The organism is Herbaspirillum hiltneri N3 (assembly GCF_001267925.1).
GTDB lineage: Bacteria > Pseudomonadota > Gammaproteobacteria > Burkholderiales > Burkholderiaceae_D > Herbaspirillum > Herbaspirillum hiltneri.
In genome coordinates, this window is record NZ_CP011409.1 from 1,805,202 (window position 1) to 1,828,139 (window position 22,938).

Genomic DNA, 22,938 nt, shown 5'->3' on the forward strand with positions numbered 1-22,938 from the left:
CGGCATCCTCGGATCGCGTCATCGCTGTTCTGCGCGCATTGTCTTTTAGCTCCTGCAGCCTCAAGCCGGCCTGTTTCAGAATCGCCCAAACGCGTTCTCAACTTGATGAAAGACAGACGACCATGGAAGATCAGTTTTTACGGCCTCCCGAACCGACGTTGCCGTTGTGGGGACTGGCCCAGGCAGGGACGCCCGAAGGCGGGGACAATCTCGTCGGCCGCGACCGGACTTTTTATATCAATGTACGCGGCGAAGGCGGCGTACTGACCTTCGCCTCAGCGCTAGATGCCGAAATCTATTGCCAGCGGCTCCACGCCGCTGGCATGCACGGATGGCGCCGCCAACGGCTGGAGCGCATCGACCTGGCGCAGGTGATGGCGAACATCCCCCTGGCGGATCGTCGTCTCATGCTGGCGCTTGGTTTCTTCGCTTCCGACACGAACGATCTGCTGCTCGACGCCAACCAGACGCTGATCACTCCTTTGCTGCCGGTGCCGTTCGACATGCACCATCCATTGCACGGGATGTCCCAATTGCGCGTCAAGGCGGATGTACTCAGCTTCATCCATGAATGGTGGGAGCGCATCGGCGGACTGAACTATCCCGAGCAAGTCCATTCGCTGCAACACTGGTCGGACATCGACCTCGCCAGATGCGCCAGTGAAGCTTTGCAAAAGGCGCAGATCGTCGGTCTCGCGCAGTATCACGACGCCTGGACCAGCGTCGGCACCGTGGAAGAGTGCGCCGTGTTCGTTCCCGAATCGGGCAACTGGCAGTTCACCCCGCTGGCGGGAGTACGCCGGCGCATGCTGCACTGACGCCCGGCCGCCCGGGACGTCTTTGGCGCTCTCCGGGCGTGCCGCTGCCGAAGCTGCATGCTTTTCGCGCATGATGTGCATGGCCAATTTTCATTAGACCCCATGGTTGCCTTCACCTATCTTTACGCTGTTTCGCCACCGATGCGAAATTCGATAAGAAAAATCAATGACATCTTCATCTTTAGGCAACCATGAACCCATCCCCTCTCGATATCGCAAGTTCCGACGCGACGCGCGGCCGGCTTGAAGACGCAACCTACGCCAAGGTGACCTGGCGCCTGCTGCCGTTCTTGTTTCTTTGTTATGTTGCCGCCTACCTTGATCGCGTCAATGTCGGCTTCGCAAAACTTCAGATGCTCAGCGACTTGCATTTCAGTGAGACCGTGTATGGCTTGGGCGCAGGCATTTTTTTCATCGGCTACTTCTTCTTCGAAGTGCCCAGCAATATTCTTTTGCATCGGGTCGGCGCACGCATATGGATCGGCCGGATCATGATTTCCTGGGCGCTGCTGTCCGCAGCCACGCTGTTCGTGACCACGCCGACAATGTTCTATGTCGTGCGCTTCCTGCTGGGCGTGGCCGAGGCCGGCTTCTTTCCCGGCATCGTACTGTATCTCACATACTGGTTTCCGCAACGCCGCCGCAGCCGCATGAACGCCTTGTTCATGATCGGCATCCCGTTTGCCGGCGTGGTGGGCGGTCCCCTGTCGGGCTGGATACTCCAGGCGTCCGACGGCATGCACGGGATGACCGGCTGGCAATGGCTGTTCCTGCTGGAAGCCATTCCATCGCTAATCCTCGGCGTGATCTGCTGGATCGTCATCGACAACAAGATCGAAGACGCGCGCTGGCTGAAAGACGATGAAAAGAAACTGCTGCTGGCCCGCCTTGCGGCCGAGCCGAAGAGCGAAGCCGTGCATTCCTTCCGCGACGCGCTCAGGCAGCCGTCGACCATCACCATGTCGCTGATCTACCTGGTGCTGGCTTCCGGCATCTACGGCCTGGTGTTCTGGATGCCGCAACTGATCAAGACCGCCGGCACCGACGACACCTTCATCATCGGCCTGATCACCGTGATTCCTTACCTGTGCGCCGCCATCGGCATGATCCTGATCGGCCGCAGCTCGGACCGCACCGGCGAACGCCGCTGGCATCTGGCTGGCTGCGCGCTGGCCGGCGCTGTGGGCTATGCCGTGAGCGCCTACTTCGGCAGCAACACGCTGGTGCTGGTGGTCGGCCTGTCGTTCGCCGCGACCGGCATCATCGCCGGTATCGGCCTGTTCTGGATCCTGCCTCCGCGCGTGCTGACCGGCGCTGCAGCGGCCGGCGGCATCGCGCTGATCAACTCGGTAGGCCAGCTCGGCGGCATCATCACGCCGTACATGGTCGGCAAGATCCGCGACATCACCGGCAGCGCTTCGCTGGGCCTGTACGTGGTGGCGCTGGAATGCCTGGTCGGCGCGGCCTTGCTGCTGTGGGCGCTGCCCAAGCGAATCTACTTCCGCGAACCTGCCGGCAAGTAATCGCGCCGTCATCGGCATTGTTCGCCGCATGAAAAAAGCCGCCCTAGGGCGGCTTTTTTTTCTTCGTCGAATCGAATACTCAGCGCAGTCGTGCGGGACCGGCAGTAATGTCGATTTCACGTCGCACGCGCGTTGCATGCCCGGTCGTCAATTCATGGCCCAGCTTGAACACGCTGACGATGCGCGCCAGATTCGCAGCCTGCTGCTGCAGCGATTGCGCGGCGGCGGCGGCTTCTTCGACCAGCGCGGCATTCTGTTGCGTGACGCCGTCCATTTGCGTCACGGCGTGCTTGACCTGATCGATGCCTTCGCTCTGCTCGCGGCTGGCGGCGGAGATTTCGCTGACCACGTCGGTCACGCGCCTGACGCTGGCTACCACTTCATCCATGGTCACGCCGGCCTTCTCCACCAGCTTGGTACCGGCGCCGACCTTCTCGACCGAGTCGCCGATCAATTGCTTGATCTCTTTGGCTGCGGCGGCGCTGCGTTGCGCCAGGCTGCGCACTTCCGACGCCACCACGGCAAATCCCCGGCCCTGTTCGCCGGCGCGCGCGGCTTCGACCGCGGCATTCAATGCCAGGATATTGGTCTGGAACGCAATGCCGTCGATCACGCTGATGATGTCGACGATCTTCTTCGACGACGCATCGATGGAACGCATGGTCGAAATCACTGCGCCGACCACATCGCCCCCTTCGGCCGCCACGCCCGATGCCGAGGTCGCCAGCGCGTTGGCCTGTACGGCGTTGTCGGAATTCTGCTTGACCGTCGCCGACAGTTGCTCCATCGCTGCGGCGGTCTGTTCGAGCGAGCTGGCCTGTTCTTCGGTGCGCGAGGACAGGTCCAGATTGCCGCTGGCGATCTGGCTCGACGCGGTGGCGATGGCGTCGGTGCCGCCGCGTACGTCGCTGACGATGTTGAGCAGGCTGCCGTTCATGTCTTTCAGTGCGGACAACAGCATGCCGACTTCATCCTTGCTGCGCACTTCCTGCAAGACCGGGACGATCTGCTCGGCGACGCTGCCGTTGCCGGTGCCGTCATGGATGATGGCCTTGGCGCCGGCGGTGACGAAGGCGTCATACGCGGCGCGGCTGACGTTGCCGTAGTTGTAGGCGATGTCGACGCGCGGCAGGCTGTTGATCTTGTCGATGTCGAACTCGGTCTGCGTGGTGTGCGGACGGGCCGGCAAGCGGTAGAACATCAGCTTGCCTTCGACCACATAACCCAGCGGGCCGTATGGCGAACGGAAGGTTTCGACCTTGAAGGAATTGGTCTTGGTGACGTCGCGGCCGGAATGGATTTCATCATTCATGACCACCAGTGTGCCCTTGCCGGCAGCGTCCTTGCTGGATGCCACCAGCACGGCGTCATACAGGTTCAGCGCGCCGTCGGCGCCGAGGGCGGTGCCCGGACGCATGGAGCCGACCACGACGACAGGCTTGCTGCTCTTGAGGGTCAGGTTGAGGAAGTAGGCGGTTTCTTCGATGGTGTCGGTGCCGTGGGTGATCACGATGCCGTCAACGTCGCTCTGCTTGAGCAGTTCGGAAACGCGCTTGCCCAGTTTCAGCAGACGCTCGTCGTTGAAGCTTTCGCTGCCGATCTGGAAAATCTGTTCGCCGCGCACGTTGGCGATCTTCGAGATTTCCGGCACGGCGGCGATGATCTTGTCGACCGGGACAACGGCGGATTGATAGGCGGCAGTGTTGACGCTGGATGCGCCTGCTCCGGCGATGGTGCCGCCGGTGCCGATGACGACGACATTGGCTTTCTTTTCTTGTGCCTGTGCCGACAGCGACATGGCGGCCGACAGCAGCAATACGCCACCGAGTTGTTTCAACTTCAGATGTTGCATAAGGATCTCCTGAGCAATAGATTGGTCCCGCCCTTGCACCCATTGAAAATGCGCACAACGGCGACATTCGTACCGGTTAGTTTTACGTTATGAAACGGCACGCAAGGATAGTACGGAATAGCGATTGCGAAGTCTTATGCTTTTAAAGCATGGATTTTGAAAGATTATGCGGCGCGCGCATAGGCTTTCGAAAAACAAAAAAGAAGTTAATTATTTAGAAGAATTCGACGATATCGTTAGTCGAAATTTCGTTGCTGAGGACGCCGGAAGTGACCAGTTCATCGTAGTAGCAGATGCGGTTGCGACCGTTCTTCTTGGCGTGGTACAGAGCCTGATCGGCATGGCCCAGGATGACCACCGGCGTTTCCTGCGAAATGCCGACGAAGCCGAGGCTCACGGTAACCTTGCCCACTTGGGGGAAATCGTATTCCTGCACGTGCTGGCGGAAGCGGTCGAAGATCTTGCTGGCGTCGGCCAGCGTGGTCGAACGCAGCAGGATCACGAACTCTTCGCCGCCGAAGCGGAAGATGCGATCGTGCGAGCGGAACGAGGTGCGCAGGATATTGGCGACCAGAATCAGTACTTCATCGCCGTACAGGTGGCCGAACTGGTCATTGACCTGCTTGAAGTGGTCGATGTCGACCACGGCCAGCCAGTGCGCCTTGGTCTCGCCGCCGTTGCGGCGTTCGTTGTTGTCCAGCGAATGCGCTTCATGCGGCGCCAGCGCAAAGGCGTGGCGCGAGAATTGTTCGTCGAAGGTCTTGCGATTGAACAGGCCGGTCAGCGCGTCGCGCTCGCTGTAGTCGAGCAGGCTCTGGTAATTGCAGTAGATGCCGAAGATGCCGTCGATCAGTTCCAGCGTGCCGGTGTCGTAAGCATGCGGATGACGGATCTCGAGACAGGTGTTGACCTTGCCATGCAGCCATACCGGCAGCCACAGCACATGCCAGCCGTCGGCGGCGATTTCATAGTGTTCGTTCTTGTGCTGGCGGATGCATTCGACGATGGCGGGATAACCGCTGAGTGGTTCCTTGGGATCGTCTTCGGTGTGTTCGGCGATGGTGCTCAGATGGCCCTCGTTGAGGTACATCTTTTCTTGCACGAACATCTCTTCGCGCAGCGAAAAGATATCGAGCACGCGAATTTGTTTGACCTTGGTCAGTTCGTACAGGCCGGTGATCACTGCGCCGGCGAGGCGAGAGTTTTCACGCTGGGCTGTGATATCTACCAGGTTCTTTAGAAGCTGTTTCATCATTCGGATGTCGACTCCTGCTTGAGCACATTATTCTATGTTTAGTGGGTACTCTAGGGCCTGTTCACATTAAATCTGCGAGATGCGTTGCTGCCAGAAAACGTGCTGGCAAGGCGCGTGGCGTAGCAGGTGGCGGGCCCACCTGCAAGCCATGCAACGCGGCCGGCGCGCTTTCTGGCAGCAACCCTTCGGGAACGGCTGCAGGCGTCGCCTGCCGTTGTTGCAGCTCCTTGCCGTAGTGCCGCTACGTCGCGTCGCTGCGCCTAGGCAGTCAACGCCTGCCGCGCGTTCGCACTCGCAGCTTTAATGTGAACAGGCCCTACAACCTGCTTGCGCTTGTGTCGCGTTGCGTTGCGCGCGAGCACCGCCGGCAGGTTTTGATAGGCTTTACCATTCATAGAATGCATAAGAACTTACGCAAGAATCACGCCATGAATCAAGCCATGAAGCAGGGGATTTTACACGCTGCTCAGAGGAACAGCTATTGAGTTAACGCAAAATCAAAAGGAAAAATTTGCTTTCATTTCCGAGTGGAAATTTTCATTGGATTTTATGTCCAATGTCCGCCCTATATTGACGTTGCGCGATCCGATGCGTGTCGTGCCGCGATGTGTGCACCGATGATTTTTTTCTCAATCCGGCACCGATTGCTCAGCTGCGTGCCGTCGCGGTGCAAATTATTTCCGGTCAATATGAAAGAAGCTTTGTTCTGATGCGCGGGGAGTGTTGCAGCAGGGGAAAACAGCAGGGGCGGGAAGAATGCGGCGCATGCTGTCCGCATAGCGCCGCTGCAAAGCGGAAGTAATTACAGGTAGATGATGGCCAGCGCGACGGCGATGATCAGGCCGAACTTGGTGGCGCGATAGGCGTTGCGGTTCCAGTTCTTGAACTTGCGACGGTACTGGCCGGCGAGCCAGACGAAACGGAACAGCTTGTTGATGCGGCCGGTCTGGTCGCCGGTCTCGTTGGGCGAGCTGGCGGCGGTCATCATGGTCTTTCCCAGCCACTTGTTGATGGCCTGTGCCCAGCGATAGCGCAACGGTCGTTCGACGTCGCAGAACAGGATGATACGGTTAGTCTCGGCGCCGTTTTGGGCCCAGTGGATGAAGGTCTCGTCGAACACCACACTCTTGCCGTCCCGCCAGCTGTAACGCTGGCCGTCGACTTCGATAAAGCAGCGATCGTCATTGGGCGTGACCAGGCCGAGGTGATAGCGCAGCGAACCGGCATATGGATCGCGGTGCGGATTGAGCGTGCCGCCGGGGGCCAGTTCCGCGAACATGGCGGCCTTGACGCAAGGGATTCGACGCAGGATTTCAACGGTCTTGGGGCAGAACTGCTCGGCCGAAGGATGGCTGGCGTCGTACCACTTCAGGTAGAAGCGCTTCCAGCCGGCCTTGAAGAAGGAGTTGAAGCCGGCGTCATCGTTCTTCTCGGCGGCCTTGATCTTGGAGATGTTTTGCAGGTTGACGGCTTCGGCCTTGATGATTTCCCAGTTGTCGTCGAGCAAATGCAGATTCTGGAAACCGCTGACCGCCGGATACGGCACGGCAGGCACGCGCGAGAAGGCGTACATGAACAGGTTGATCGGCGCCATGATCGACGAATGGTCGAAGAATTGCCGGAAAAACGGCAGCCGCACCTTTCCACGGAAATGAATGAAAAAGATGGAAAACAGATAAATTCCGACAACGACCCACTTCATTGCAATGTCCTCATGACGATGGCTGCAGCTGCGGCCATCTTGTATAGATACGCACCAGATAAGCGCTTGATGCGCGATATCGATGCTGTAAGAGTTTGATCTGGAAATCGGGCGGATGCGCCGCGATGGATAAGGCTGATTCTACACCAAGCAGTTTGGGGGAGCTTTGCGGTGCATCAGTGAAAAAAGGTAAAAAATGCCGACCGGGCCTGAAAAGGAGAACAGGCCGGGTCGACAAGGAGGGGCAAAACGGTGATTGGCGGCCTGCGAGGGCCGCCGGTTTGGTCCCGATTATGCCGGTTGCGCCGCCAGCTTGCCCGGCGCCTTGCGTGGGAGGCCGGTGAAGCCGAAGTCGATCTCGGGTTGACGGCCGGCAATGATTTCGGCGATCGCGCGGCCCGAACCGCAACCCATGGTCCAGCCCAGGGTGCCGTGACCGGTATTGAGATAGAGGTTGCTGAACTTGGTCTTGCCGACGTAGGGAATGTTCGACGGCGTCAGCGGGCGCAGGCCGGTCCAGTAGACCGGATTGTCGTAATCGCAACCATCCGGGAACAGTTCGCGGGTGCGGCGCGTGATGGCGTCGCAGCGGGTGGTGTTCAGCTCGCGGGTGTAGCCGTTCAGCTCGCAGGTGCCGGCCACACGCAGGCGATCGCCCAGGCGCGAGACGACCAGCTTGTAACCGTCGTCGGTCAGCGAGACGGTCGGTGCGGCGTCCGGATTGGTGACCTTGTAAGTCGCAGAGTAGCCCTTGCCCGGATACAGCAGCAGGTTGATGCCCAATGGACGCAGCAGCGGCTCCGAGAAGCTGCCCATGGCGACCACGAACGCATCGGCGCGCAGCACCTTGTGGCGGCCGGCGCCGTCGATGACTTCAACGCCGGTGATTTTGGCGGCGGCGCCGGTGCCTTCGGTCAGCAGGCGCGTGATGGTGGTGTTGAACTGGAAGTCGACGCCGGCGTCTTCCGCCTTTTGCGCCAGGCCGGTGGTGAGCTTGTAGACGTCGCCGGATTCATCGGTGGCGGTGAAGTCGCCGCCGACGATCTTGTCGCGGATGCCGGCCAGCGCCGGTTCGATCCTGACGACTTCATCGGCGCTGATCGAGTCGCGCTGGCAACCGAGGTCGCGCATCAGCTTGGCGGCCGGCAGCGACAGTTCGAATTCCTTTTCTTCGGTGTAGAAGTGCAGGATGCCCTTGTTCAGGTGGTCGTACTGGATGCCGGTTTCGGCACGCAAGGCCACCAGCGTCTGGCGGCTGTATTCGCACAGTGCGACGATCTGGCGGATGTTGGCGTCGGTGCGCGCAGGCGTGCATTCGCGCAGGAAGTTGACGGCCCATTTCCATTGCAGCCATTCGGGGCGGAAGCGATACAGCAGCGGGGCGTCTTCCTTGCCCAGCCATTTCAGGACCTTGAGCGGAGCGGAGGGATTGGCCCATGGCTCGGCGTGCGAGACCGAAATCTGGCAGCCGTTGGCGAAACTGGTTTCCTGGGCGGCGCCAGGCTGGCGGTCGATGACGGTGACGTCGTGACCTTCACGCTTGAGGAACCACGCGGACGCGGTGCCGATGATGCCTGCTCCCAATACGATGACTTTCATCACATTCTCCTTGTTCGATGATAAAACCCGCTCAAACCATGATGATTTGCGTGGGTCTTCAATGGTGAAATTGTAAGAAGTAATCGATTTTTTAGGTAAGCAATCGGCGTGCCCGTATTTCTATTTTTTAATGAATGGGGCGCAGATACGTTTGAAAAACAAAATATTTTTATTTAAAACTTAATATTTTGCATTTTCAAATTTTGCCATTTCTTCCGCCAGCGCCTGCGTCACGGTTTCAGCCAGCGCCTGTTCCAGGCTGGCGCGCACGCGGGTCTTGAGGATGTCGGCCATGTTGTCGAGGATCACCGCAAGGTGATCCTGCAGATGCTGGTGCAACACATTGTCGACCTGGCCCAGCAGCGTCTGCATGAGGTTTTCCTGGATGTCCTGGCGGATCTGGCGCAGTTGTTCGGCGCTGGGCTCCGGCGCGACCGGCGGCAGCGGGGCGCTGACCGAAACGGACACGGGCGCGGCGTCGTAAGTGGGCTGGTACTGCGGCTGGAAGGCCTGGATCGGCTCCGGCTGGAAGTGCTGCTGGTAGTCGGGCTGATGATATGGCTGGTGTTGCTGAGGCTGGTGATGGTACTGGGAGTCTTCCCATTGCAGCGCCTGCGGCGCTTGGTTTTCCGCCGCAGCGGGCGGAGCGATGACCTCGGTCAGGAGCGGGATGCTGTTGTCGGCGGAAGATTGGCTCATGATCTCAGTCGGCGACGAAGTGGCTCAGGGGATAACCGCGCTCTTTATAGAAGCGGTAACGGTCGCGTCCGGCGGCCTTGTCGGCCTCGTCCGAGGAAATGATCTCGAACATGCGCTCGAAGCGGGCGAAATGTTCCGGCGTATTGCCCGACAGATTGATCAGTACATGGTGGTGCGGCAATTCGACGGCTTCGCTGTCGGTCAGGATCACAGGCGTTTGCGCCGCCAGCGGATCGGCGGCGTGCACGTGGGGAATGAAATCCTGTTCCGAGAAGGACCACAGCAGTTGATCGAGTTGTGTCAGTTCGCCGCGGTCGCGGCCGAGCAGCACGATCTTGCACTGCGCGGCGCGCGCCTTGCGCACCAGGCGGCAGGCGTAGGCGAGTTTATTGGGGACGTTGCTGTGGAAATCGATACGGGTCATGGACGAAGTATAGAACTCATTTCATAAATAGTCGCGCCGGTAGCGGGCCCGCAATGGCAAAAACCCGCGAAGCGGACTTCACGGGTCTTGGCTAAAGCACTGCTGCGGAAGGTTTCCGGCCCGGTTCAGGCGGCCATGCCGCTGTGGCGCAGCAGGGCGTCAATGCTAGGCTCGCGGCCCCGGAAGGCCTTGAACGACTCGATTGCCGGACGCGAACCGCCGACGGCCAGGATTTCCTTCTGGAAGCGCAGGCCGGTTTCGATCGAGACCACGTTGTCGCCCTTGGCCGCGGCTTCTTCAAATGCGCTGTAGGCGTCGGCCGACAACACTTCCGCCCACTTGTAGCTGTAGTAGCCGGCCGCGTAACCGCCCGCGAAGATGTGGCTGAACGAATGCTGGAAGCGGTTGAATTCCGGCGGACGGATCACGGCGAACTTGTCGCGCACGGCGTTGAGCACCGACTGCACGCTGTCCTTGCCGGAAGCGTCGTAGTCGTAGTGGATGTGCATGTCGAACAGCGAGAACTCGACCTGGCGCAGCATCTGCAGGCCGGACTGGAAGTTCTTGGCGGCAGTCATCTTGTCGAACAGTTCACGCGGCAGCGGTGCGCCGGTATCGGCGTGGGCGGTCATGTGCTGCAGCACGTCCCATTCCCAGCAGAAGTTTTCCATGAACTGCGACGGCAGTTCGACCGCATCCCATTCCACGCCGGAGATGCCCGACACGCCGACTTCGTCGACTTGCGTGAGCATGTGGTGCAGGCCGTGGCCGGATTCGTGGAACAGGGTAATGACTTCGTCATGCGTGAACAGTGCCGGCTTTTTCACCCCGTCAACGGTCATTGGTTCAGTGAAGTTGCAGACCAGGTAGGCGATCGGCGTCTGCACGCCGCCGGCGGTCATACGGCGCGCGCGCGCGTCGTCCATCCAGGCGCCGCCGCGCTTGCCGCTGCGGGCGTACAGGTCGAGATAGAACTGGCCGACCAGCTTGCCGTCGCGCTCGATGCGGAAGAATTTCACATCCGGATGCCAGACCGGCGCGCTGTCGGGTTTGATGTTGACGTTGAACAGGCGCTGGATGACCTGGAACAGGCCTTCAGTCACCTTGGGTTCCGGGAAGTACTGTTTCACTTCCTGTTCCGAGAAGGCGTAGCGCTGTTCGCGCAGCTTTTCGGCGGCGTAGGTCATGTCCCAGGCTTCGAGCGTGTCGAGGCCGAGTTCTTCGCGGGCGAAGGCGCGCAGTTCGTCCCAGTCTTTTTCGCCGTAGGAACGCGCGCGGCGGCCCAGGTCTTCGAGGAAGCCGATGACTTCCTGCGGCGATTGGGCCATCTTCGGCACCAGCGACAATTCGGCGAAATTGTTGAAGCCCAGCATGGCGGCTTCTTCATGGCGCAATTGCAAGATTTCCTGCATGTTGGCGGTGTTGTCCCATTCCGGCCTGGCGCCCAGTTCCGAGGCCTTGGTGGCGTTGGCGCGGTAGATCTTTTCGCGCAGGCTGCGGTTATGGGCGTATTGCAGGATCGGGAAGTAGGACGGGAAGTGCAGCGTGAACTTGAAACCGCCTTTTTCGTCCTTTTCGGCCGCGGCGCGCGCGGCTTGCCTGACGTCGTCCGGCAGGCCGGCCAGGTCGGATTCGTCCTCGACGAAGAGGGCGAAATCGTTGGTGGCGTCGAGGATGTTTTCCGAGAAGCGAGTAGTCAGCGCGGCCGACTTTTCCTGGATTTCGGCGAAGCGTTCCTTCTTGTCGTCAGGCAGCTCGGCGCCGGACAGGCGGAAGTCGCGTACGGCGTTATCGATGACCTTCTTGCGTGCTGCCGACAGGCCGGCGTATTCCGGACCGGCTTGCAGCGCTTTGTACTTGTCGAACAGCGCCAGATTCTGGCCCAGCGCGGTCCAGAACTCGACCAGGCGGGGCTGGTTTTCATTGTAGGCGGCGCGCAGTTCCGGTGTGTCGACTACCGAATTCAGATGCCCGACGATGCTCCAGGCGCGACCGAGCTGCTCGGTGGCGTTTTCCAGCGGCTCGACGAAATTGGCCCACGTCAGTTGCATCGTGGGCGCCATCGGCGCTTCCAGTTCGGTGACCAGCGCGCCGGCCTTGGCCAGCAGGGTGTCGACGGCGGGCGTAACGTGTTCGGGCCTGATGGCGTCGAAACGCGCCAGGCCGGAAAAGTCCAGCAGCGGATTGTGGTCGGGAGCGACGGTGGTGGTTGCAGTATCTGCGGTATCTGTCTTGGTGGTCATGGGAACTCAGGTTCTTTCAGCAGCTTCAATGGTGTTGACCAGCAACATGGTGATGGTCATCGGACCCACGCCGCCGGGCACGGGGGTGATGTAACCTGCGACTTCCTTGGCATTGGCGAAATCGACATCGCCGCACAACTTGCCGTTATCGTCGCGGTTCATGCCGACATCGATAACGACGGCGCCGGGTTTGACCATGTCGGCGGTGACGATGTTGCGTTTGCCTGTGGCCACCACCAGAATGTCTGCCTGGCGGGTATGGTGGCCGAGATCGCGGGTCTTTGAATTACAGATAGTGACGGTTGCCCCTGCTTGCAAGAGCAACATGGCCTGCGGCTTGCCGACGATGTTGGAGGCGCCGACCACGACGGCGTTGGCGCCGCGCATCGGATAATCGATGGATTCCAGCATTTTCATGACGCCGTAAGGCGTGCACGGGCGGAACAGCGGCTGGCCGGTCATCAGCAGGCCGGCGTTGCTGATGTGGAAACCGTCCACGTCCTTGTCGGCGGCAATGGCCTCGATCACTTTATTGGCGTCGATGTGCGCCGGCAGCGGCAGTTGCACCAGGATGCCGTTGATCTTCGGATCCTTGTTGAGCGCATCGATGCGCGCCAGCAACTCGGCTTCGGTCAGGGCGGCGTCGTACTTTTCCAGCACCGAGTGCAGGCCGTTGTCTTCGCAGGCCTTGACCTTGTTGCGCACGTAGACCTGCGAGGCCGGGCTGTCGCCGACCAGAATCACGGCCAGGCCGGGCTGTTTGCCCTTGGCGGTGAGGGCGGCGGCGCGTTTGGCGACGTCGGCGCGCAGTTGTTGGGAGAGCAGGTTACCGTCGATGAGTTGTGCTGGCATGGTGGCTGGGGCAGGAAAAGAGGGAAAATAAAGCGCCATTATAAAGGGCCTTGCCCCCGGCGGTCGCGGCGGCGTGGACAGGCAGGATGCGAGCCGGTAGTGTGTTTTTCGGAGCGGGTCGTCGGACGACGCCGATTTTAATTTTCGGTTATGCTCCGCCAACCAATCAAATTGAGTGACATCTGAGGACTTTGCATGACCGATCTGCTGACCCGCCGCCTAGCTCTTTTTGCCAGCCCGGAAAACCGCGCGCTGCTTGGCCGAGGCCTGCGTGGCGTGGAACGTGAAACCTTGCGCGTGACCCCGGAAGGACAGCTGGCGACCACGCCGCATCCGGCCGTGCTCGGCTCGGCGCTGACCAATGAGCAGATCACCACCGACTATTCGGAGTCTTTGCTGGAGTTCATCACCCCGGCCAAGCACGACATCGCCGATGCGCTCAAGCGGCTCGATGAAATCCACCGCTTCGTGCACGCCAACCTGAACGGCGAGCTGCTGTGGAACGAGTCCATGCCATGCGTGCTGCCGCCGGAAGAAGACATTCCCATCGCCTGGTACGGCACCTCGCACATCGGCACGCTGAAACACGTGTATCGCCGCGGCCTGGCGCTGCGCTACGGCAAGACCATGCAATGCATCGCCGGCATCCATTACAACTTCTCGCTCAGCGAAGACGTGTGGACCCTGCTGCGCGAGCTGGACGATCGCGAGCAAAACGTCGAGCCCTCGTTTTCGGCGCGCGACTATCAGTCGGAAAGCTACATCGCCCTGATCCGCAACTTCCGCCGCTATAGCTGGCTGTTGATGTACCTGTTCGGCGCCTCGCCGGCGCTGGCGACGAATTTCCTGCGCGGCCGCCCGCACCAGCTGGAGACCTTGAGCGACGACACGCTCTACCTGCCGTACGCCACCAGCCTGCGCATGAGCGACCTCGGTTACCAGAGCAACGCCCAGGCCAACATCACGCCGCACTACAACAACCTGCACAGCTATATCAGAAGCCTGTCGCAGGCGGTCAGCCAACCGTATCCGGCCTACGAAGAAATCGGCACCAAGCGCAACGGCGAGTGGATCCAGATCAACACCAATATCCTGCAGATCGAAAACGAGTACTATTCGGCGATTCGCCCCAAGCGCGTGATCTACAGCGGTGAACGTCCGGTGCAGGCGCTGGCTGCGCGCGGCGTGCAATACGTCGAAGTGCGCTGCATGGACATCGATCCCTTCGAGCCGCTAGGCGTGAGCCTGAAGGCGTCGCGCTTCCTCGACGTGTTCCTGCATTTCATCGCGTTTGAAGAGAGTTGCATGACCTCCGACGCGAGCGGCGCCGAAAGCCGTTGCAACTTTGCGCGCGTGGTCAAGGAAGGCCGTCGCCCGGGTTTGCAGCTGGAGCAAAAAGGCAAGCAGGTTGGTCTGCAAGACTGGGGCCTGGAACTGCTGGAACGCATGCAGCCGATTGCCGACCTGCTCGATGCCCAGGCCGGCGGCGCGGAACATGCGCAGGCGCTGCAGGAACAACGCGAGAAGCTGCGCGACGCCGAGCTGACGCCGTCGGCGCGCGTGCTGCGCGAAGTGCGCGCGGCCGGCAACTCGTTCACCGCCTTTGCGCTGAACCAGAGCAAGGCCCAGGCGGCGCAATTCCTGGCGCGCCCGCTGAGCGCAGAGCAAACCGCGGAATTCGTCGCCACCGCCAACGCTTCGATCGAGGATCAGCAATCGATCGAGCGCACCCAGGTCGGCGATTTCGATACCTTCGTCGCCGCCTACCGGGCCAGTACGCTGGGCAATATCAGCGTGTGAGCGACGTGCCGCACGGTCATCCCTGACCGTGATGCCGGCACCCGGCTCAGCGTTTCAATTTTCCATGGGCAGCGTGCAGCCGCGTCACCCCGATACGGATTTCGTCCGGTGCGGCGGTAGCGAACGACAGCCGTAGCCGCGCCGGATCGGCGGCGCCGGCGTAGAACGCGCTGCCCGGTACATACATCACGTTTTCCAGGACCGCCTGCTGCAATAGAGCGTTGGCTTCCGTGCCGTCGCGCCAGCGCGCCCAGACGAACATGCCGCCTTGCGGGACGGTGACTTCCAGCGTGTCGGCGAAGTATTGCTGCAAGGCTTCCAGCATGGCCTCGCAACGTTCCTTGTAGGTCGCAATGATGGTCGGCAAGTGCTTCGCCAGGCAGCCGTCGCGCAGATAGCGCGCGGCGGCGAGCTGCATCCACGGCGCCGTGCACAGATCGCCGGTCTGCTTGGCGATGACGGCGCGCCGCAGGATCTCGGCGGGGCCGCTCATCCAGCCGATGCGCAAACCGGGAGCCACGATCTTCGACAGGCTCGACAAATAGACCAGCCAGTCGTCGCCGCCCGGCACATCGGCGGCGACTTCCAGCAGCAGCGGTTGCGGCGTGCCGGCAAAGCGCAATTCGCCATAGGGATCGTCCTCAATCACCAGCATCTGATAACGCACCGCCAGCTCCAGCAGATGGCGGCGGCGCTCCAGCGGCAGTGTCGCGCCGGTCGGATTGGCGAAGGTCGGCACTACATACAGCAGCTTGGGCCGGGCGCCGGCCAGCAGCATTTTTTCCAGCGCTTCGGTATCCATGCCGTCGTCGTCGCTGGGGACTTCAAGCATGTCGGCATTGGCCAGGCGCAGCGCCTGAATGGCTGCGGGATAAGCCGGCCGCTCAATCGCCACGCAATCGCCCGGACCGACCAGCACCCGCAGCAGCAATTCAAAGGCTTGCTGCGAACCGGTCGTGACCAGCACGTTTTCAGCCGTCACCTTGCCGCCGGTGCGTTCGCGCGTGAGCGCGCGCAGCGCTTCAGTCAGCGCCGGCACGCCTTCGGTCGCCCCGTATTGCAGGCAGGCGGTGGGCGACTCCTGCAACACGGCGGCGCCGCTATGCGCCAGCGCTTCGGCGTCGAACAGCGCCGGCGAGGAATAGACGCCGGCAAACGAGATCATGCCCTGTTGCTGGGTGTACTTGAACAGCTCGCGAATGGGGGAACCCTGCGGCGTCTGAAACGCGGGGTTGAAGCGATAGACTGGTTTCATCGGGGTGTGCAGGTGTATGCAGAATTCGGAAGGAGAGGAAAACGGCAGGCGGCGCCGCCGGTTCCTGATAAATCCTGATGTGGCGAGATCAAGGGACGGTGTGGCGGGACCGGCAGCAGTCCCGCCACACCGTCGCGATTACTGCTCAACCATGCGGTTCCAGCGGTTGTTCCACTCGGTGCGCTTTTCGTTGACCGAATCCCAATCGACGGTGTTCATGTTCTTGGTCAGCACTTCGGTCTTGCCGCCCAGTTTGGCCTGCGCCGCTTCGGTCAGCTTGACGTTGCGATTGACCGGGATCGATGCGGCCATTTCCATGCCCTTGGTTTGCGCCGGCACGCTCAGCAGGTACTCGATCAGCTTCTGCGACAGGTCGGGTTCGCTGTTGTTCTTGAGCGCACAGGCGCCGACCATCAGCAGCACGCCGCCTTCTTTCGGCGTGACGAATTCGGCCGGGATGCCCTTGGCCTTGAGGTTGGCGATCGCAGTCACGGTCAGCGGGAAGATCGCGGCTTCATTGGTTTGCACCATTTCGGAAATCTTGGCCGAGCTCGACAGGTATTCGAGCACGTTGGGGCCGACCGACGTAGGCCATTTCTTGAAGCCGGGCTCGACGTTCTTGTCGGTGCCGCCGACCAGGCGGTTGAACATCATGAAACCGTACAGGCCGAAGGTGCTGCTGGAGATGGACTGGAACACGACCTTCTGCTTGTACTTCGGATCGGCGAAGTCCATCCAGGAGGTCGGTGCAGGCCAGTTCTTTTCGGCGAACAGCTTCTTGTTGTAGCCGATGCCGACCACGCCCATGTCCACCGCTACGGCCTGGTCGTTGGCCAGGCGAGCGAACGGATAGAGGTCCTTGAGCACCGGGGTGTCCCTGACCTTTTCGCACAGGTTCATGTTGACCGCGCGGTACATCACGCCGTCGTCGAGGAACACCACGTGCATTTGCGGCTTGTCTTTTTGCGCCTGCATCTTGGCGATGATGTCCGACGAGGTGCCGGGCACGACCACGACCTTGACATTATTGGCTTTCTCGAAATCGGGGAAGATCCCCGAGGTGTAGTTCTTTTCCATGGTGCCGCCGTTCATGCCGACGTACAGGGTTTTGGTCTGTGCCTGGGCAGGCGACCACGCGCCGAGGACGGAGGTCAGCATGCAGGTCAGCGTCAGATATTTCATGTTCATTTTTGGATCTCCTTGGCGGTAAAAACGAAATTCAAACTTTTCAACTTGAACGGATGGTTAAACCTTTGATTCTTCTTGTATTAACGAGGCGGCAAAGCGCTTGATCGAAAACGCCTCGATGGGGGTGCTGCTTTCTCCTTTGGTGACCAGTTCGGCGAGTACTTCGCCGACGGCCGGGGCGAGCTGGAAACCCGCTCCCGAAAAACCGAATGCATGCAACAGGCCCGGCGTGGTGGCGCTCGGGCCGATGACCGGCTGGTGATCGGGCGTCTCGCCCTCGACACCGCTCCAGGTACGGATCACCAGCGCGTTGCGCAGCGCCGGCACCATTTCGGTCAGCGCCGCCAGGGCCTTGAAGCTGGAGCTCGCACACGGTCGCGTCGCATCCAGCGCCAGGTTGCCGATGCCGCGACCGCCGCCGAGCACGACGTTGCCGCGCTCGACCTGGCGTGCATAAAACGCGCCGCCAACCACGCCCAGGCTCAGGTTCATCAGCGGCGGCAGCGGCTCGGTCACGCACATGTTGGGATAGATCGCCTGTTCGGAGACGGTCTCGCCGAAACGTTCGGCGATTTCCTTGCCCCAGGCGCCGCTGCAATTGAGCAGGAAGCGGCTGCGCATGCGCACGCCCCGGCTGTTATGCAGCACGAAATAGTTGCCGTCGAAACTGCAGTCTTCGACGGCGCTCTGTTGCAGCAGTTGTGCGCCGGCCTGTTCGGCGGCGCGTGCAAAGGCGGCTGCGATCAGGCGTGGATTGGCGTGGCCGTCTTCGGCGCACAGCGAGGCGCCACGGGCCTGCTCGCCGATCCATGGATAGCGGCGGCGCAGTGCGTCCGATGCGAGCAACTCGAGTTCCAGCCCATACGCGGCGGCCATGTCCCGATAGGCGATCAGCTCCTGCATGTCGGCGTCGCTGCGCGCCAGTTTCAGATGGCCGGAGGCGATGTATTCGCCGTCGCTGCCGATGGTTTGCGCGAGCCGCCGCCAGATGGCGTGGGCGCGCTGCGACAGCGGCAACTGGCAGGCGGCGCGTCCCTGGCGGCGTACGCCGCCGTAGTTCACGCCGCTGGCCTGGGCACCGCACCAGCCTTGTTCCAGCACCACCACCGAGCGTTGCTGGCGGCGCAGTTCCAGCGCTGCGGACGTGCCCATGAGGCCGCCGCCGATGATGGCGACATCGGTGTCGATGACCTCGTTGATGGTCTTGCTCATGTCTGTTCTTCCGCAGCCAGCGCGGCGCTGACCGGTATCGGCTTGACCGGAGCCTGCGCACGCAGACGACCCGCTTCGGCGACGCTGACGCCGGTGGCGTGCGCCAGGATTTCAGCGGCAGCCGCGCCGCAGACGCGGCCCTGGCAGCGACCCATGCCCACGCGGGTGAGCGCCTTGAGCCGATTGATTTCAACCGTGCCTTCCTGTTGCACGCTGCGGCGCAATTGTCCGGCGGTGATTTCTTCGCAACGGCAGATCACCAGATCGTCGTCGCAGTGACGCGCCCAATGCACGGCGGTAGGGAAGGCGGTTTCCAGTCCCTGGCGGAAGTGCAGGTTGCTGCGCAGGGTCTGCGCCAGCTGCCGACTTTCAGTTTTCGAGGAGGGCAGTCCGAGGTCTTGCAGCAAGGCCAGCGCTGCGGCGCGTCCGCTCAGTTCGGCGGCGTCGGCGCCGGCAATGCCGCTGCCGTCCCCGGCCAGATACACGCCTGGCACGCTGCTGCGTCCGGCGTCATCGCGTTGCGGCAGCCATTGCTGATTGAGTTCATCGAAGACGAACCGGCAACCAGCCAGTTCGGCCAGTTGGGTTTCCGAGCGCAGGCCGAAGCCGGTCGCCAGCGCATCGCAGGCGATCTCGGAGGTCTTGCCGCCGCGTGTCCAGCGCAGGTTTTGGATGCGTTGCTTGCCGGTTGCGGCAAGCTGTTCAACGCCGGCCAGCAGGGGAATCCCCCTGGCGCGCAGCCAGCCCATGAAGTACAGGCCTTTGGCCAAGGTCACCGGCTGGCGCAGCAATGCGGGCAGTGCGCGCAGCTTGCCGGCGAAGCGGGCGGTGTCGAGGACGGCGACGACGTTCGCGCCGGCCTTGGCGTATTGAGAGGCCAGCAGATACAGCAGCGGGCCGGAGCCGGCGACGGCGACACGGCCGTCGAGCACGCAGCCCTGCGCCTTGAGCGCCACTTGCGCTGCGCCCAGCGTATAGACGCCGGGCAGCGTCCAGCCGGGGAAGGGCATGACGCGGTCGAGCGCGCCGGTGCACAGGATCAGGTGCGTGTACGGCTGTTCGGCATGGCGTTGCGCGTGCAGCAGGTCGAGTTGCCCGGGTTGTCCGGGCATGCAGTTCCACACCAGCGTGTCGGGACGGTAATCGATGGCGGGCCGCAGTCGTTCGAAGCTGCTGTGCAGCGCTTCGGCCTTGGCGGCTTCGAAGCCGTAGAGTTCTTTCTTCGAGCGAACAAAACCCGTCGGCGGCTGGCGGTATATCTGGCCGCCGGCGCGACGGTTTTCGTCGATGACGATGGGGCGCAGGCCGGCTTCCACCAGCGTCTGCGCTGCGCGCACCCCAGCCGGTCCGGCGCCGATGATGACAATGTTCGGGGATGTCGGGGCGGCGCTCATGCTGCGTCTCCTGAGGAGTCTCCTGCAACCGCAACCGTGCCGCTGAGCAAGCGCATGCCTTCGGCGATCTCGGTGGTGCAGGCGCGCACGGACTGGCCGTCTTCGCTGCGCATCCAGCAATCCTGGCAGCAACCGATCAGGCAAAATCCTGCGCGCGGCGCGCCGCTGAATTCGGTGCGGCGCAACTGATCGGCCTGGGTCAGCACCGCCGTCAGCACGCTGTCGCCGGCGCGCGCGTAGAGCGTCTTGCCGTCGAGTCGGAACGAGACGCTTGCGCGCTCCTGCCCGGCCACGCGCTTGAGCAGGCTCATACGCGTTCTCCGATGAGGATGCGGTCGAGGCCGTACAGGCGATCAAGAATCAGCATCGCGCCGCCGGTGATCAGGATCATCAGCGCCGACACCGACGCCATCATCGGATCGATCGATTCGGTGGCGTACATGTACATGCGGACCGGCAGCGTCACGGTCGCCGGCGTGGTGACGAAAATCGACATCGTCAGTTCATCGAAGCTGTTGATGAAGGCCAGCATCCAACCGCCGCTCAGGCCCGGCAGAATCGCCGGCAGCGTGATGCGACGGAACACCGTCCACGGCCCCGCCCCGAGCGACTGCGCCGCCTGTTCGCTGCTGCGGTCGATGCCCATCACTGCAGCCAGCACCATGCGCAGCACGTAAGGCGTGATGACGACGGTATGGGCAATGACCAGCCAGAAGAACGAACCGCTGATGCCCATCACCGAAAACATGCGCATGAAAGCCACGCCCAGCACCAGCGAAGGAATGATCAGCGGCGACAGGAACAGGCCGTTGAGCGCATCGCGGCCGGGAAAACGATAACGGCCCAGCGCCAGCCCGGCCGGTAAGGCGATGCAGACCGACAGCGTGGCCGAGAGCAGCGCCAGTTGCAGGCTGTTGTAGAAGGATTGCAAAAAGTCGGGGTGATCGAACACCGCCTTGAACCAGCGCAGGGACGCGCCGGCGAAGGGCAATGACAAGGTGTCTTGCGCCGTGAAGGCGACCAGGCATACCAGCACCAAGGGCGCCAGCACGAAGCTCACCACCAGCGTGTGAAAGAGTAGGGCAATCGGACCGTTGCGTCGCATGTTCTTGTGTCTCCGTCAGCCCAGGGTCTTGGAATACCGGCGTTCCAGGATCCGGTTGTAAGTCATCATGATGATCAGATTGGCGACCAGCAGCACGATGGCGATCGATGCGCCCAGCGGCCAGTTGAGCGAGCCGAGGAATTCGTCGTACACGGTGGTGGCGACCATCTTCAGGCGGCGTCCGCCCAAGAGTCCGGGAATCGCGAACGCGCTGGCGCTCAGGCCGAACACGATCAGGCTTCCCGAGAGCACGCCCGGGGCAACCTGCGGCAGCAGGATGCGGCGCAGCACGGTGGCCTGCGAGGCGTTGAGCGACAAGGCCGCGTGTTCCACGGTCGGATCCAGCCGCTGCAAGGCGGTCCATACCGGAATGACCATGAACGGCAGCATCACGTGCACCAGCGCCACCACGATCGCGCCGGAGGTGTAGAGCATCTTCACCGGCGCCATGCCCAGCGCTTGCAGGGCATGGTTGATGAGGCCGTCGGCGCTGAGCAGCATGCTCCAGCCGAACGCGCGCACCACCACCGACACCAGCAGCGGCGCCAGGATCACGATCAGGAAGAAGGCCCGCCATTTGCGGCCCATACGGCTGAGCACGTAGGCTTCCGGCGCGCCCACGACGATGCAGATCAGCGTGGTTAGTCCGGCGATCCAGAAGGTGCGCCAGAAAATGCGCAGGTAATAGTCGTCGCCGAAGATCGCCAGGTAATTGTGCAGGTCGTAGGTAGATTTGATGCCGACGCTATCGTCGTAGCTGTTGAGCGCAAGCAAGGCGGTCAGCAGAAGCGGCACCAGCACCATCGTGACGAACAGCAGCGTGGCCGGCGCCGTCAGGAGGTAAGGCAGCGACCGCTTCGGCTTGAGATTGGACGAGGCGCGCTCAGACATGCGCGCTCCGCATGCTTGCAGCGTCTGCCGCAGATTCGACCGCACGCATGGCCGATGTCGGCCATCGCAGCGACACGCGCTGGCCCGGCTGGCAGGAGGTCTGGCCGTTGTTCTTCAGGATCACCAGGATATCGCCGCAATCGGTCTCGAAGCGGTACAGCCATTGATTGCCGAGGAAGAAGCTGGACGCCACCACGCCGCCCAGTTGTTCTTCGGCTTCGGTACAGCATTCGATTTTCTCGGGGCGGATGCACAGCGTGGTGCGTTCGCCGACCGTCAGTGCGGTGCCTTGCACTTCCAGCACATGATTGCCGACGCGCACGCCGGCGCTGCCGTCCCTGACCCACTCGACCGTGCCCGGCAGCAGATTGGCCTTGCCGACGAATTGCGAGACGAAGGCATTGACCGGGTTTTCGTAGGTTTCCAGCGGTTTGCCGACCTGCACCGCATGGCCGGCTTCCATCACCACCACGCGGTCGCTCATGGACAGCGCTTCGGACTGGTCGTGCGTGACCATGATGGTGGTGGTGCCGACCTTGCGCTGGATCTCGCGCAATTCAATCTGCATTTCTTCGCGCAGCTTGGCGTCGAGATTGGACATCGGTTCATCCAGCAGCAGGATCGGCGGCTGGATCACGAGGGCGCGCGCCAGCGCCACGCGCTGACGCTGGCCGCCGGACAATTCACGCGGATAGCGATGGCCGAATTTGTCCAGATGCACCAGCGCCAATGCCTGCTTGACGCGCTCGGCGCTTTCCGCCGCGCCGACCTTGCGCATCTCCAGCCCGAACTTGACGTTGTCGGCGACCGTCATGTGCGGGAACAGCGCATAGCTCTGGAACACGATGCCCAGGCCGCGCCGGTTCGGCTTCTCGTCGGTGATGTCGCGGCCATTGAGGAGGATGCGTCCGGCGCTGGCTTCGACGAAGCCGGCGATCATTTGCAACGTAGTGGTCTTGCCGCAACCGGAAGGGCCGAGCAGCGAGACGAACTCGCCTTTCTCGACGGTCAGGTCAAGGTTCTCCACGGCGGTGAAATCGCCGTAGCGCTTGGACAGGTTTTCCAACTTGAGGAACGACATCGATGCATCTCCGGTGGCTATATGGCTAACTGCTTGTTCTGCTTT

19 protein-coding genes are annotated in these 22,938 nt (G+C 61.8%); 3 read left to right on the plus strand and 16 right to left on the minus strand.

Annotation, left to right across the window (positions count from 1 at the left end; genetic code table 11):
- Window positions 1-122 precede the first annotated feature (122 nt).
- Both F506_RS08145 and F506_RS08150 read left to right on the plus strand, forming a co-directional pair.
- Window positions 123-818, plus strand: coding sequence for a hypothetical protein (locus F506_RS08145; RefSeq protein ID WP_083457680.1), 696 nt, complete (start codon window positions 123-125; stop codon window positions 816-818).
- A 191-nt stretch (window positions 819-1,009) separates the two neighbouring features.
- Window positions 1,010-2,341, plus strand: a complete 1,332-nt coding sequence (locus F506_RS08150; RefSeq protein WP_053196480.1) for an MFS transporter — start codon at window positions 1,010-1,012, stop codon at window positions 2,339-2,341.
- Between the two features lie 79 nt (window positions 2,342-2,420).
- On the opposite strand, the gene F506_RS23785 is transcribed toward F506_RS08150, so the two are convergent.
- The 8 genes from F506_RS23785 to folD all read right to left on the minus strand — a co-directional run bounded on the left by F506_RS23785 (window position 2,421) and on the right by folD (window position 12,967).
- Entirely contained in the window at window positions 2,421-4,193 is a 1,773-nt protein-coding gene (locus F506_RS23785; protein ID WP_053196482.1) for a type II asparaginase, read from the minus strand.
- Between the two features lie 214 nt (window positions 4,194-4,407).
- Entirely contained in the window at window positions 4,408-5,448 is a 1,041-nt protein-coding gene (locus F506_RS08160; protein WP_053196484.1) for a GGDEF domain-containing protein, read from the minus strand.
- 802 nt (window positions 5,449-6,250) lie between these two features.
- Window positions 6,251-7,150 carry a lipid A hydroxylase LpxO gene (gene lpxO / locus F506_RS08165; protein WP_053196487.1) on the minus strand — a complete coding sequence of 300 codons (900 nt, stop codon included), beginning with the start codon at window positions 7,148-7,150 and terminating at the stop codon, window positions 6,251-6,253.
- 291 nt (window positions 7,151-7,441) lie between these two features.
- On the minus strand, window positions 7,442-8,749 hold the full coding sequence (locus F506_RS08170) for a D-amino acid dehydrogenase (protein WP_053196488.1): 1,308 nt from the start codon (window positions 8,747-8,749) through the stop codon (window positions 7,442-7,444).
- Between the two features lie 180 nt (window positions 8,750-8,929).
- The gene (locus tag F506_RS08175; protein WP_053196491.1) at window positions 8,930-9,448 is read right to left on the minus strand and encodes a hypothetical protein; all 519 of its coding nucleotides are present in this window, start codon (window positions 9,446-9,448) and stop codon (window positions 8,930-8,932) included.
- A 4-nt stretch (window positions 9,449-9,452) separates the two neighbouring features.
- Window positions 9,453-9,872: a DNA polymerase III subunit chi gene (locus tag F506_RS08180; protein ID WP_053196492.1), complete on the minus strand. Its 420-nt coding sequence runs from the start codon at window positions 9,870-9,872 to the stop codon at window positions 9,453-9,455.
- A 125-nt stretch (window positions 9,873-9,997) separates the two neighbouring features.
- Complete coding sequence (locus F506_RS08185; protein ID WP_053196494.1) at window positions 9,998-12,115, minus strand: M3 family metallopeptidase; 2,118 nt, start codon at window positions 12,113-12,115, stop codon at window positions 9,998-10,000.
- 6 nt (window positions 12,116-12,121) lie between these two features.
- Complete coding sequence (gene folD, locus F506_RS08190; protein ID WP_053196496.1) at window positions 12,122-12,967, minus strand: bifunctional methylenetetrahydrofolate dehydrogenase/methenyltetrahydrofolate cyclohydrolase FolD; 846 nt, start codon at window positions 12,965-12,967, stop codon at window positions 12,122-12,124.
- A gap of 195 nt (window positions 12,968-13,162) precedes the next feature.
- Here folD and gshA point away from each other — a divergent pair, with 195 nt between their 5' ends.
- Window positions 13,163-14,767, plus strand: coding sequence for a glutamate--cysteine ligase (gshA, locus tag F506_RS08195; protein ID WP_053196497.1), 1,605 nt, complete (start codon window positions 13,163-13,165; stop codon window positions 14,765-14,767).
- A 46-nt stretch (window positions 14,768-14,813) separates the two neighbouring features.
- On the opposite strand, the gene F506_RS08200 is transcribed toward gshA, so the two are convergent.
- The 8 genes from F506_RS08200 to F506_RS08235 all read right to left on the minus strand — a co-directional run bounded on the left by F506_RS08200 (window position 14,814) and on the right by F506_RS08235 (window position 22,893).
- On the minus strand, window positions 14,814-16,022 hold the full coding sequence (locus F506_RS08200) for an aminotransferase-like domain-containing protein (RefSeq protein ID WP_053196499.1): 1,209 nt from the start codon (window positions 16,020-16,022) through the stop codon (window positions 14,814-14,816).
- A 138-nt stretch (window positions 16,023-16,160) separates the two neighbouring features.
- Complete coding sequence (locus F506_RS08205; protein WP_144424015.1) at window positions 16,161-17,210, minus strand: ABC transporter substrate-binding protein; 1,050 nt, start codon at window positions 17,208-17,210, stop codon at window positions 16,161-16,163.
- Between the two features lie 57 nt (window positions 17,211-17,267).
- Window positions 17,268-18,422 (minus strand): NAD(P)/FAD-dependent oxidoreductase, encoded by a 1,155-nt coding sequence (locus tag F506_RS08210; RefSeq protein WP_053196501.1) that lies wholly within the window; start codon window positions 18,420-18,422, stop codon window positions 17,268-17,270.
- Window positions 18,419-19,816 (minus strand): FAD/NAD(P)-dependent oxidoreductase, encoded by a 1,398-nt coding sequence (locus F506_RS08215; protein ID WP_053196504.1) that lies wholly within the window; start codon window positions 19,814-19,816, stop codon window positions 18,419-18,421. Before F506_RS08215 ends, F506_RS08210 begins: the two co-directional genes overlap by 4 nt.
- Complete coding sequence (locus F506_RS08220) at window positions 19,813-20,127, minus strand: (2Fe-2S)-binding protein (protein WP_053195644.1); 315 nt, start codon at window positions 20,125-20,127, stop codon at window positions 19,813-19,815. The genes F506_RS08215 and F506_RS08220 overlap by 4 nt, the downstream gene beginning before the upstream one ends.
- The gene (locus tag F506_RS08225; RefSeq protein WP_053195643.1) at window positions 20,124-20,921 is read right to left on the minus strand and encodes an ABC transporter permease; all 798 of its coding nucleotides are present in this window, start codon (window positions 20,919-20,921) and stop codon (window positions 20,124-20,126) included. The genes F506_RS08220 and F506_RS08225 overlap by 4 nt, the downstream gene beginning before the upstream one ends.
- A 15-nt stretch (window positions 20,922-20,936) precedes the next feature.
- Complete coding sequence (locus F506_RS08230; protein WP_053195642.1) at window positions 20,937-21,812, minus strand: ABC transporter permease; 876 nt, start codon at window positions 21,810-21,812, stop codon at window positions 20,937-20,939.
- Window positions 21,805-22,893 carry an ABC transporter ATP-binding protein gene (locus tag F506_RS08235; RefSeq protein ID WP_053195641.1) on the minus strand — a complete coding sequence of 363 codons (1,089 nt, stop codon included), beginning with the start codon at window positions 22,891-22,893 and terminating at the stop codon, window positions 21,805-21,807. The genes F506_RS08230 and F506_RS08235 overlap by 8 nt, the downstream gene beginning before the upstream one ends.
- Window positions 22,894-22,938: the final 45 nt, after the last annotated feature.